Origin of the sequence: Sphingopyxis sp. L1A2A (genome assembly GCF_005502465.1) — a bacterium.
In the GTDB taxonomy this organism is placed as follows: domain Bacteria; phylum Pseudomonadota; class Alphaproteobacteria; order Sphingomonadales; family Sphingomonadaceae; genus Sphingopyxis.
Map to the genome: position 1 here is coordinate 1 of NZ_SCOT01000022.1, position 11,562 is coordinate 11,562.

10 protein-coding genes and 1 pseudogene are annotated in these 11,562 nt (G+C 66.8%); 8 read left to right on the forward strand and 3 right to left on the reverse strand.

Going from position 1 to position 11,562, the window contains the following annotated elements:
- Together FFS68_RS18065 and purD are read right to left on the reverse strand one after the other, a co-directional pair.
- Positions 1-474 (reverse strand): annotated as a pseudogene (locus tag FFS68_RS18065) (hypothetical protein); the annotation flags it as partial.
- Positions 475-577: 103 nt separating this feature from the next.
- Positions 578-1,855, reverse strand: a complete 1,278-nt coding sequence (gene purD, locus FFS68_RS12495) for a phosphoribosylamine--glycine ligase (protein ID WP_137753534.1) — start codon at positions 1,853-1,855, stop codon at positions 578-580.
- Here purD and xseA point away from each other — a divergent pair.
- From xseA to FFS68_RS12515, 4 genes are all read left to right on the forward strand, one after another.
- Complete coding sequence (xseA, locus tag FFS68_RS12500; protein WP_137753535.1) at positions 1,854-3,299, forward strand: exodeoxyribonuclease VII large subunit; 1,446 nt, start codon at positions 1,854-1,856, stop codon at positions 3,297-3,299. The genes purD and xseA overlap by 2 nt on opposite strands.
- Before the next feature lie 77 nt (positions 3,300-3,376).
- Complete coding sequence (locus tag FFS68_RS12505; protein WP_137753536.1) at positions 3,377-3,589, forward strand: DUF2093 domain-containing protein; 213 nt, start codon at positions 3,377-3,379, stop codon at positions 3,587-3,589.
- Entirely contained in the window at positions 3,586-4,521 is a 936-nt protein-coding gene (locus FFS68_RS12510) for a M23 family metallopeptidase (RefSeq protein WP_137753537.1), read from the forward strand. Before FFS68_RS12505 ends, FFS68_RS12510 begins: the two co-directional genes overlap by 4 nt.
- 267 nt (positions 4,522-4,788) lie before the next feature.
- Positions 4,789-7,788 (forward strand): TonB-dependent receptor, encoded by a 3,000-nt coding sequence (locus FFS68_RS12515; RefSeq protein WP_137753538.1) that lies wholly within the window; start codon positions 4,789-4,791, stop codon positions 7,786-7,788.
- 373 nt (positions 7,789-8,161) lie between these two features.
- Here FFS68_RS12515 and FFS68_RS12525 read toward each other — a convergent pair whose 3' ends face one another.
- Positions 8,162-9,187, reverse strand: coding sequence for a hypothetical protein (locus tag FFS68_RS12525; protein ID WP_171003863.1), 1,026 nt, complete (start codon positions 9,185-9,187; stop codon positions 8,162-8,164).
- 43 nt (positions 9,188-9,230) lie between these two features.
- On the opposite strand from FFS68_RS12525, the gene FFS68_RS12530 reads away from it, so the two are divergent.
- From FFS68_RS12530 to FFS68_RS12545, 4 genes are all read left to right on the forward strand, one after another.
- Positions 9,231-10,415, forward strand: a complete 1,185-nt coding sequence (locus FFS68_RS12530) for an aspartyl/asparaginyl beta-hydroxylase domain-containing protein (protein ID WP_249340145.1) — start codon at positions 9,231-9,233, stop codon at positions 10,413-10,415.
- 119 nt (positions 10,416-10,534) lie between these two features.
- Positions 10,535-10,861: a hypothetical protein gene (locus FFS68_RS12535; RefSeq protein ID WP_249340146.1), complete on the forward strand. Its 327-nt coding sequence runs from the start codon at positions 10,535-10,537 to the stop codon at positions 10,859-10,861.
- 20 nt (positions 10,862-10,881) lie between these two features.
- Positions 10,882-11,235 carry a hypothetical protein gene (locus tag FFS68_RS12540; protein ID WP_137753541.1) on the forward strand — a complete coding sequence of 118 codons (354 nt, stop codon included), beginning with the start codon at positions 10,882-10,884 and terminating at the stop codon, positions 11,233-11,235.
- Positions 11,236-11,250: 15 nt separating this feature from the next.
- Entirely contained in the window at positions 11,251-11,553 is a 303-nt protein-coding gene (locus FFS68_RS12545) for a hypothetical protein (protein WP_137753542.1), read from the forward strand.
- The last annotated feature ends 9 nt before the right edge of the window (positions 11,554-11,562 follow it).

The following is an 11,562-nucleotide window of genomic DNA, read 5'->3' on the forward strand; positions in this document are numbered from 1 at the left end:
AGAGGTGTATAAGAGCCAGGCCTTTTTCGCGGGTTTCGCAGCCGGCGGCTTCTCCGCGACTTTCCTGACCGCAGGCTTTGGCGCCGGTTTGGGCGTCGCGGCTGGTTTCGGCGCCGCTGCTTTCGGGGCAGGAGCAGGCGGCGCGGGCTGGGCAATGGGTTCGGGGATCGGCGCGGGTTCGGGCGCCGGTGGCGCCTTTGCAACCGGTTCGGCGACCGGCGTCGGTACCAGGGGCGCCATCGGCTGCGGTTGCGGCATCAGTTGCGGCTGGGGCTCGATCGGCTTGAAGCGCGCGGGTTCGGCGGCGATGATTTCGGGCTTTACCGGCTCCAGCGGCTTGGCGGGTTTGGCCGGTTCGGCCGCGGGCGGCGCGAGGTCATCGGGTTTTGACCGCCCGACCAGCCACCACAGCAGCACGATCGCGACGACCAGTCCGACGACTGCGACGATGTAATTTTCCTGAAGCCAGGCCATGATCTTCTCCCAACGTTGCGGTCAGCCTATTCGGCCTCAAGGCCTTGGTCGACCTAATATTTCTTCGTCGTTGATATGCCGACGGGACGGGCGAAGGGGGGCGCTATTCCGCCTCGCGCGCGACTTCCCGCCAGCCGATATCGCGGCGGCAAAAGCCGGTCGCGAAATCGAGCCGGTCGACCGCGGCATAGGCGCGCCCCTGCGCCTCGGTCACCGTGCGCCCGGTCGCGGTGACATTGAGCACCCGCCCGCCCGCGGCGATAATCTGATCACCGGCGCGCGCCGTCCCGGCGTGAAAGACGCGCCCGCCGCCGCTTTCGGCGTCGGCGATGCCGTGGATCGCGCCGCCTTTCGCCGGGGTGGCGGGATAGCCGTCGGCGGCCATCACCACCGTCAGCGCGTAATCGCTGGCGAACGCCGGCGGGGCGGCGCCGGCCAGTTCGCCGGTCGACGCGGCGTAGAGCAAAGCCGCGAGGTCGCCGGTGTAGCGCATCATCAGCACCTGGCATTCGGGGTCGCCGAAGCGCGCATTATATTCGATCAGCTTTGGCCCGGCGTCGGTGAGCATCAGCCCGGCGAACAGCACGCCGATATAGGGGGTTTGCTCGGCAGCAAGCGTCGCCACCGTCGGGCGGATGATGCGGTCCATCACCTGCGCTTCGAGGTCGGGGGTCAGGACGGGCGCCGGGCTGTAGGCGCCCATGCCGCCGGTGTTCGGTCCGACGTCGCCGTCGCCGACCCGCTTGTGGTCCTGCGCGCTGCCGAACGCCATCACATTGGTGCCGTCGGACAGCGCGAAAAAGCTCGCTTCCTCGCCGGTCATATATTCCTCGATCACCACTTCGGCGCCCGCGCCGCCAAAGGCGCCGCGCATCATATCGGCGATTGCCGCTTCGGCCTCTTCGCGGGTTTCGGCGATGATCACCCCCTTGCCCGCGGCCAGACCGTCGGCCTTGATGACCACCGGGATGGTGAAGCCGTCCAGCCGGGCCAGCGCGTCGTCGGCGCTGGTGCAGCGGACATAGGCGGCGGTCGGGATATCGGCGCGCGCACACAGATCCTTGGTAAAGCCCTTTGACCCTTCCAGCTGCGCCGCGGCGGCGGCGGGGCCGAAGACCGCGATGCCGCGATCGCGCAGCCGGTCGGCGAGGCCGGCGACGAGCGGCGCTTCGGGGCCGACAACGACGAAATCGATCGCGTGGGCGGTGCAAAAGGCGATGAGGCCGTCGAGATCGTCGATGGCGATCGCGACACATTCGGCATAGGCCTCGATCCCCGGATTGCCCGGCGCGGCATAGAGCTTGCGGCAAGACGGCGATTGCGCCAACTGCCAGCTCAGCGCATGTTCGCGGCCCCCCGATCCGACCAGCAGGATGTTCATGTCTGTCCCTTTTCCCGATCCGGCGTCCGAAACCGACCCCGCCGCGCGGCTGTTAGCCGAGGCGGCGCCCGGCGACAATGTCCCGCCTTTGTCGGTCAGCCAATTGTCGGCGGCGATCAAGCGCACCGTCGAGGATGGCTTCGCGCGCGTGCGCGTGCGAGGTGAATTGTCGGGCACGAAGCGCGCGGCGTCGGGGCATTTTTATGCGGCGCTGAAGGACGATAATGCGCTGATCGACATGGTGATGTGGAAGGGGCAGGCAGGGCGGCTGGCGTTCCGGCCCGAGGACGGGATCGAGGTGATAGCGACCGGCAAGCTCACCACCTATCCGGGGCGCTCCAAATATCAGCTCGTCGTCGATACGCTTGAGGTCGCGGGCGAGGGCGCGCTGATGCTGCTCTTCGAGAAATTGAAGGCGCGCCTCGGCGCCGAAGGGCTGTTCGACCGCGAACGCAAATATGAGAGCCTTCCCTATCTGCCGCGCACCATCGGCGTGGTGACCTCGCCGACCGGGGCAGTGATCCGCGACATCCTCCACCGGCTGGCCGACCGCTGCCCGACGCATGTGATCGTCTGGCCGGTGCTGGTGCAGGGCGACGGTGCGGCGGCGCAGGTCGCGAATGCGATCCGCGGCTTCGATTCGATTGCACCCGGCGGCCCGGTGCCGCGCCCCGACCTGGTCATCGTCGCGCGCGGCGGCGGGTCGATCGAGGATCTGTGGGCGTTCAACGAAGAGGTCGTCGTGCGCGCGATCGCCGAGTGCCGCGTCCCGACGATCAGCGCGGTGGGGCACGAGACCGACGTGACATTGGCCGACTATGCCGCCGATGTGCGCGCGCCGACCCCGACCGCGGCGGCCGAAATGGCGGTGCCGGTGCGCGCCGAGCTGCGCGAATTGCTCGCCAACCGCGGCACGCGGATGATCGGTGCCGCGAACCGCCACCAATCGCTGGCGCGCGAACGGCTGACCGCGCTGGCGCGGCACCTGCCGCGGCGCGAGGCGCTGTATGCGCCCCAGCGCCAGCGGCTCGACGACAGCGGCGACCGGCTCGACCGCAGCCAGCGGCAGCGGCTGGCGGTGACCGCCGAACGGCTGGCGACGCGCGGCGCGGCGTTGCGGCCGTCGCTGCTGGCGCGGCGCTGGGACCGCGATCGCGCACGGCTGGCAGGGTTGGGGCGGCTGCTCGACAGCCTCGATCCGCGCGCGCTGCTGTCGCGCGGCTATGCGATGGTGCGCGACGCGGGCGGGGCGATCGTCACCACCGCCGCGCGCGCGCAGCGGGCCGGCCATCTGCGGCTGCAATTTGCCGATGGCGAGGTTCCGGTCGAGGTCGCTGGCAGCGATGCGCCGCCCCCGGCTCCGGCCCCGACTCCCGCCGCGCCCCGTCCGGCGCGCAAGCCGCCGCCACTGCGGCCCAAAAAAGGGCAGGGCGAGCTTTTCTGAGGTCGCCGGGGGTGGCCCCGCCGGGCCACGCTGCTATGGTGGCGGCCATCACCGACTCTTGAACGGACACCCGACTCATGCTGATCGCCAGCCGCAATCGCCTCGCCCGCCTGCAATATGGACCGAATGGATTTCGCGTCCTGGCGCCCGGCGATCATGTGCTGTGCGCGGTCACCAGCGCGCCGATCGGGCTCGACGAGCTGCGCTATTGGTCGGTGGCGCGGCAGGAACCCTATGCCACCGCCGCCATTTCGGTGCAGGCCGCACTGGACGCCGCGCGCGGGGCATGAGTTTTGCGCGATACCGGGCGCGCCACGTCGGGGCGTTGCCGTTGCTGATCGTCGCCGCCAGCTGCGTCCCGCTGGCCGATGCGCCCGCCCGGCCCGCGGCATCAGGGCAACCGGCGGTCCCGGTCGCCGCCCCCGCCCCGGCGCTGACGCCGCCGCCGCGTCCCTTGATCCGCGACCTCATCCTGCGCGGCACCGCCGAACAGGGCGGCGCGATGATCGGGCAGGCGCCGAGCGGCGCGCGCGCCGTGACGCTCGATGGGCAGATCATCCCGCAGGCCGGTGACGGGTCGTTCCTGATCGCGTTCGACCGCGACGCGGGGCCGGTGGCCCGGCTGGTCGCGACCCTTGCCGACGGCCGCACGGTCGCCCGCGACATCGCGGTGGCGCCGGGGCGCTGGCGGATCGAGCAGATCAACGCCCCCTATCGCGGCAGCGCGGCGAGCGACGCCGATTTCGCCCGCCGCCGTCCCGCCGAACTGGCGCAGATCGGGGCGGCGCGCGCCATGCCGATCGAATCGGACGGTTGGCAGCAGCGTTTCCGCTGGCCGGTGACCGGGCGCGTGTCGGGATGGTTCGGATCGCAGCGCGTCTATCAGGGCAAGCCGGGCAGCTATCACAGCGGCACCGACGTCGCGGTGCCGGCCGGAACGCCATTTTCCGCGCCCGCCGACGGCGTCGTGGTGCTCGCGGCGACCGCCCCCTTCACGCTGGAGGGAAATCTGCTGATCGTCGATCACGGCATGGGGCTGAGCAGCGCTTTCCTGCATTGCCAGCGGCTCGACGTCAGGATCGGCGACCGGGTCGTGCAGGGGCAAATGCTGGGCACGGTCGGGCGTACCGGCCGCGCGACGGGTCCGCATCTGCACTGGGGCCTGAAATGGCGCGACGTCCGGCTTGACCCGGGCAAGCTGGCGGGGCCGATCCCCGGATGACGGTGGGCGCGCTGCGCCCGAATTCGTATCCAATGAAACAATATGTCGCATATGCTGCGTTGCGGCATATTGTATTTCGTCAGATGCCACGGTTGTTGCAAATACGTCACAATGCCTTGTGAAACGGCGGATTAGGCGGGAAATTTCCTTTACTCGACCGGGCGGAAGGATCATCCCGCACGCTATCGGGGTGTTTTGTGCGTCGGCTGTCGGCCGTCGTGTCAGGGGCTCGGGTAGTTCAATCCACCAGTAGCAAGGGACTGCACTGTGAAGAAAACCCAATATTCCAAGCTGAAGCTAGGCGCTGCGCCGCTCGTCTTGAGCGTCGCCCTGGTTTCGGCTCCTGCCTTTGCGCAGGATGCCGCCGAAGAAGGCGCGGCGACCGGCGGTGAAATCGTCGTCACCGGCACGCTGATCCGCAACCCCAACCTCGAACAGTCGACCCCGGTCAATGTGACCACGGCCGACACGATCGAGCTGAAGCAGTCGAACACCGCTGAAGAAGTTCTGCGCGAACTGCCGGGCGTCGTCGCCAACATCGGTTCGGCCGTGAACAACGGCAACGGCGGCGCTTCCTACGTCGATCTTCGTGGCCTTGGCTCGATTCGCAACATCGTCCTGCTGAACGGCAACCGCGTCGCTCCGTCGGACGTCAACGGCCGCGTCGACCTTAACAACATTCCGCTGGCCCTGATCGAGCGCGTCGACGCGCTGACCGGTGCCGCCGTGACCACCTATGGCGCCGACGCCATCACCGGCGTTGTCAACTTCATCACCAAGCGCGATTTCGCCGGTCTGGAAGTTACCGCTTCGCAGCAGCTGACCGAACAGGGCGACGGCAACGTGTTCCGCATCGACGCCACCATCGGTGCGAATTTCGACGACGGCCGCGGCAACGCCGTGCTGAGCCTTGGTTATCAGCAGGCTGACCCCGTCTATCAGGGCGCGCGTCCGTTCGCTGACAATACCCTCGACAGCTATTCGAACACTTTCTTCGGTTCGGGTACCTCGGTTCCGTCGCGTTTCTCGGGCACCCGCCCGATCGACCCGCTCACCGGTCAGCCCAGCATTGACCCGACCGTCGCCAACGGCGGCGTCCGTCAGGTCAATGCGGCCGGACAGGCTGTCGGCACTTTCGCTACCTATAACTTCAACCCGTTCAACGTCTTCCAGGTGCCTTTCGAACGCTTCAACATCTATGGCCAGGCCAATTATGAAGTGTCGGACGCGATCGAGGTTTATACGCGCGGTATGTTCTCGAAACAGACCGTTTCGACGATCATCGCTCCGTCGGGCTCGTTCGGCGGCACGGTGACGATCAACCTCAACAACCCGTTCCTGCCGGCGGCGCTACGCAATCAGTTCTGCGCCTTCAACACGTCGACGGTGGCCGGCACCTACACGCCGCGCTTCACGCCGGCCGAATGTACCGCTGCTGCCGCAGCGACCGGTCGCACCGACGCGGCCTATCGTGAAGTCACCGCCACACTGAACCGTCGTACCCCGGAAGTCGGGCCGCGTATCAGCGACTATCAGACCACCTTCTTCGACTATCGCGTCGGGGCCCGCGGCGGCATCACTGACACGATCGACTGGAACATCGAGGGTGCCTATGGCGAATCGGAAAATATCCAGACGATCAAAAACTACACGCTGCAATCGCGCTTCCGTCAGGCGGCGCTGGCGAACAACACCACGACCTGTCAGACCGATACCAATGGCTGCGTTCCGGTGAATCTGTTCGGTCCCGAAGGGTCGATCACGCCGGCAGCAGCCGCGTTCCTGTCGGCCGACAGCAGCACGACCAACCGCACCTCGCTGGCCCAGGCTCGCGCGATCATTTCGGGCGACGTCGGCATCACCTCGCCGGGCGCGGTCCAGCCGATCGGCTTCGCGCTGGGCGGCGAATACCGCAAGTATCGCGCTCAGCAGGCGGCCGACTTGCTCGCCCAGACGCCGGGCGAACTGGGCGGCGCCGGTGGTGCTGCACCGCCGATCGACGGCCAGTATGACGTTTATGAAGCCTATGCCGAAATCGTCGCGCCGCTGATCGAGGACAAGCCTTTCTTTGAAAGCCTGACCCTCGAAGCCGGCATCCGTTATTCGGATTACAGCATCAAGGGCGCCGGTGGTTACAACACCACCACCTGGAAAGCCGGCGGTAGCTGGGAACCGGGTGCAGGCCTCAAGATCCGCGGTAACTACAGCCGCGCCGTGCGCGCCCCGAACATCGGCGAACTGTTCACGCCGCAGTCGGTCGGCCTGACCAACCTCGGTCTCGACCCCTGCGCCGGTGCTGCACCGACGACTAACGCCAACCTGCGCGCCGTCTGTCTCGCCCAGGGCGCGCCGGCCGGCACGATCGGTTCGATCACCAACCCGACCGCGGCGCAGGCCAACATCACCACCGGTGGTAACCTGAACCTGCAGCCGGAAACCGCCGACACGTGGACGTTGGGTGTTGTGTTCCAGCCGGACTTCCTGCCGCGCTTCAACATGTCGATCGACTATTACAACATCAAGATCGACGACGTGTTGGGCACCCCGCTGCCCGGCGACATCATCTCGGCCTGTTTCGACGGCCTGAGTGCCAGCAGCGCCACGAACCCGGCCTGTACGTCGATCCGTCGCAACCCGCTGACCGGCGGCCTCGACGGTGACCCGGCGATCACTCCGGGTCTGTTCGGCACCACGAACAACCAGGGCCGCCTGTTCACCGACGGCATCGATCTGTTGATGAACTACAACGCCGATCTGGGCTTCGCTAGCCTCGACTGGGCGTTCGTCGGCAACTGGACGCACAGCTCGAAGTTCAAGGCTAACGCTGCGGACCCCGATTCGCTGAACCGCGAATGCGTCGGCTACTACAGCGTCAACTGCTCGTTCACCGGCTCGCTCCAGCCCGAGTTCCAGTTCTCGAACCGCCTCACCTTCGGCTTCGACACGGTTGACGTGTCGCTGCTGTGGCGCTGGATCGATGGAATGGAATTCGAACCGGCACAGATCGTCGCCGACGGCGGCAGCGCCAACTCGGTCGATCCGCTGTTCCGCAAGATCAAGGCGCACAGCTACTTCGACCTGACGACGCGTTTCAACGTCAGCGAGAATCTGGTGTTCACCGCGACCGTGCAGAACCTGCTCGACAAGCAGCCGCCGATCCTTGGCAACACGATCGGTTCGACCACCTACAACAGCGGCAACACCTATCCGTCGACCTACGACGCGCTGGGCCGCCGTTATGCGGTGTCGGTGAAGCTGAAGTTCTAATCGCTTCACGCTTCGACAGAAATTGGGGCGGGCAGCAATGCCCGCCCCTTTTTCTATGGGGCGCGAGGGTCGGATCGAATGGCGGCGTTGGGGTGGGCTGCCCTCATATTCCCCGGCGAAAGCCGGGGCCCAGGGAATTGGAAAGCAAGCGTAGCCTGGTCACGCCCTGGACCCCGGCTTTCGCCGGGGAACGGCAAGTTTCGCCCGATTCCCCACCTTCGTCATCCCGGACTTGATCCGGGATCCACGCCAACGGCGCAGCTATGGATCCCGGATCAAGTCCGGGATGACGATGACAAAACGGACAACTTCCGTTCGCTACTCGCTGACAGTCGCGGCAACGCAGATCGGCCCGCCAGAACCCCACGGGCGCTCAGCGGATCGGCAGCGGCCGCGGCAGGGCAAGCGGGATGCCTGCCTGGTCGGCAATGGTCGTGGCCCAGCCAATGACTTGCTCGATCTCCGCCCCATAAGCCGCTTCGGCGGCATCGAGATTGCGCTGGCGCTCGCCGGCGGCGAAGGGTGTCCCCGACTTGCTGTTCCGCCCCAGCGCCGGGTGCGCCGCGACCGCGTCGCGATTGTCGGTCAGACCCAGATGATCCATCGCGGCACCGACCGCGGCCACCGGATCGCCGGTCAGCGCTTCGCTGTCGAGCGAAGCGATACGGCCCGGGGCCCAGTCCAGCAGGGCAGCGAACGCCTGTTGCTGGGCGAGCCAGCCGAGTGCTGCCACCTGGAGATCGGACTGGCGAAAATAGTCGCGCGGCTCGAAACCGAGCTCGACAAAGCCGTCGGCCAGATAGCTTTCCAGCAATTCGCGGCACCACAGGCGGCACCACAGCCCCTTGCGCGCAACCGACAACAGGAACGCCCGCAGCGGCGCATAGAGCAGGATGGCGCGCGCCTGCGGGCGCAGCGTCAGCGCCCCGCGGGCCAGCGGATTGAAGATGTTCGATGGTTTGATCACCACCGCCTCGCGCGGCTCGAAGCTGCGCCCGAGCAGGCGCAGTGCGTCGTCCATGCCCCCGGCATGGTCGCGCGGCGCCGCGCCGCGCCGCCGCCACCCGACCATATCGTTGAGCAGCACCGGCTCGGACAGGCTGCTCGCGGTCCCCGGTACGTCCAGCATCTGCGCCAGCATTGTCGAGGCGCAATAGGCCGAATGGAACAGAAAATGGATCGGCGCCGATGCCCCATCCGCCGCGGCGCGGCAATCCGACCGGTGCAGCACCAGCGGCGCCGCTTCGTCACCCAGGTGCTGGTCGGTCAGGAACGGAACCGCGCGGCGCACATCGCGGGAAACGCGCCGAAAATGAAACGCATCATGGCCGGGGTCATAGCGATGCGCCAGCCATTCGGCGTCGCGGAGGATGGCGGGCACGGAAGCGGCGATGGTCATCGATCGACCTTGCCGATCGCCCCCGCTAATGGCAAGCATGGCCATGACCAGCGCACCTCCGCCCACCTCGGCCGTCGAGGCCAATCGGCTTGGCATTGCCGCCTTGCAAGCGGGCGATCCGGCCGCCGCGACCGCCCATTTTGCCGCCGCCATAGCGGCCGATCCGCAATCGGGCGCCTTGCACCGCAATCTGGCGTCGGCGTGGCGCGCGCTGGGCGACGACGATCGCGAACTGACGGCGCTCGATGCCGCGCTGGCGATCGACCGCCGCGACCTGATCGCGTGGATCCGCAAGGCCGAGCGTTTCGAGGCGCGGGATGACAAGGGGGCGGCGCTGGCCGCGTGGAGCGCGGCGATCGCGCTGGGGGCGCAGCTCAATCCGCTGCCGCCGGCGCTCGAACCGCTGCTGGTGCATGGGCAGGCGTTTGTCACGACAGCGACCGATACGATGTTTTCGGCGGCGTCGGACGCCTTTGCCGCGCTGCGCGGCGATCTGTCCGAAACCGAAGCGCGGCGCGGCGCGGCGTTTATCGCCAGCGCGCTGGGGCGCCGCCGCATCTATCGCAACGAATGTGCGGGCATTTATTATCCCTTCCTGCCCGCCGATGAGTTTTTCGATCGTGCCCATTTCCCCTGGCTGGCCGACATCGAGGCGCAAACCGGCGCGATCCGCGCCGAGCTGCAGGCGCTGCTCGACGATCCTGGCGAGGCGCTGCGGCCTTATGTACGGATGGAGGCGGGAACCCCCGCATCGATCTGGTCGGCGCTCGACAACCGGCTCGACTGGGGCGCCTGTTTCCTGTGGGAATATGGCGCCGCGAACCAGCCGGTGCTCGATCGCTGCCCGGTCACCGCCGCGGCGCTCGCCGCGATCCCGGGGGCGCGCATCCCCGGCCGCGCCCCCAGCGCCTTTTTCTCGATGCTGAAACCCCACACACGGATTCCGCCGCATACCGGGGTCACCAACAGCCGCGCGATCGTCCATCTGCCGCTGATCGTGCCGCCGGGCTGCGGCTTTCGGGTCGGCGGCGAAACGCGCACCTGGCAAGAAGGCCGCGCCTTCGCCTTTGACGATACCATCGAGCACGAAGCCTGGAACGACAGCGACGAACTTCGCGCAGTGCTGATTTTTGACGTGTGGAATCCGCATCTTAGCGCGCGTGAAGGCGATTTGTTGGTGCAATATTTTGCGTCGGCCGACGCATCGGGATACGCCGTCCCGCGCTAGCGGGTGGGCGTGGTCGACGGGCCTTTGTCCCGGGTCGAAATTCCGCTTGGCGAAGCCCGCCCCGCGAACTTATAATGTGCGGATATGGCGCCGGTTTTTCTGGCCGCGAGGAGGATGTAATGAGCAAGATCATGTCCATGTTTGTCGCTGCGACCTTGTTGGTCGTGCCGGCCGCGGTTGCCGCAGAAGGCACCGCAGAGCGGGCGCCGCCGTCGAAGGCGCCTTCGGCGATGACCCCGACCGAGATCAGCGCCTATAATGAGGGGCTGGCGCAGACCCATCCCTATTATATCAAATGCCGCAAGACGTTGGAAATCGGGTCGCTCGTGAAGAAGAACCGCGTTTGCTACACCAACGAAAAGTGGAAAGAAGTGAGCGCCAAGGGCAGCCAGAACGCGCGTGACACGGCGGAAGCCATGACCAGCAAGGCGAGCCAGTCGAACTGAACTCACGAAGGGGAATTGCGATGTCGGGTGCCGTCCTCCTCATGACCCTGTTCGCCCTGTCGGGTGTGCCGACCGCCGCTGGCAACGAGGCCGGTCCGGCGGTGCGGGCGCCGTCGGAGATGACCGGGGCGGAAATCGACGTCCATAATCACGACCTCGCATCGACCGACGCCAATTACATCAGATGCCGACGGCTTGAGATTTCGGGATCGCTGGTCAAGAAGCTGCGGGTGTGCAACACCAACGCCGACTGGAAGCGGATCGGCGACAAAGGCAACCAGGATGCGCGCGATTCGATGGAAACGCTGGCCCGCGGCTGGAGCAATTCGCGCGAAATGGAGGGCGACGTCGGGCGGGAGATTCGTCCCAGGTAGGGAAGAGGTCAAGTGATGCTGGACATCATCGTCATGGTCGTTGCCGCCGCGTCGGGGTCCGCCCCCGGTCGTTCGCCACCCGATCGCCCGCCGTCGACGATGACCAGCACCGAAATCAAGGCCCACAATGCGGGGCTGGCGATGACGCATCCCTATTTTGTCAAATGTCGCAAGATCGAAGAGATTGGTTCGCTGGTAAAGAAGGCGCGCGTCTGCCACACTAACGAGCAGTGGAAAAAACTGTGGGCGCAGGGCAACCAGGACTCACGCGACACGCTCGAAGCCATGACGCGCGCGCCGGTAAACCACAGCAACTAGCTTAGCGTC

Coding starts and splice junctions, on each gene's coding strand:
- xseA (WP_137753535.1), top strand. CDS start 1,854: ATGTCTGTCCCTTTTCCCGATCCGGCGTCCGAAACCGACCCCGCCGCG.
- purD (WP_137753534.1), bottom strand. CDS start 1,855: ATGAACATCCTGCTGGTCGGATCGGGGGGCCGCGAACATGCGCTGAGC.
- FFS68_RS12505 (WP_137753536.1), top strand. CDS start 3,377: ATGCTGATCGCCAGCCGCAATCGCCTCGCCCGCCTGCAATATGGACCG.
- FFS68_RS12510 (WP_137753537.1), top strand. CDS start 3,586: ATGAGTTTTGCGCGATACCGGGCGCGCCACGTCGGGGCGTTGCCGTTG.
- FFS68_RS12525 (WP_171003863.1), bottom strand. CDS start 9,187: ATGACCATCGCCGCTTCCGTGCCCGCCATCCTCCGCGACGCCGAATGG.
- FFS68_RS12530 (WP_249340145.1), top strand. CDS start 9,231: ATGACCAGCGCACCTCCGCCCACCTCGGCCGTCGAGGCCAATCGGCTT.
- FFS68_RS12535 (WP_249340146.1), top strand. CDS start 10,535: ATGAGCAAGATCATGTCCATGTTTGTCGCTGCGACCTTGTTGGTCGTG.
- FFS68_RS12540 (WP_137753541.1), top strand. CDS start 10,882: ATGTCGGGTGCCGTCCTCCTCATGACCCTGTTCGCCCTGTCGGGTGTG.
- FFS68_RS12545 (WP_137753542.1), top strand. CDS start 11,251: ATGCTGGACATCATCGTCATGGTCGTTGCCGCCGCGTCGGGGTCCGCC.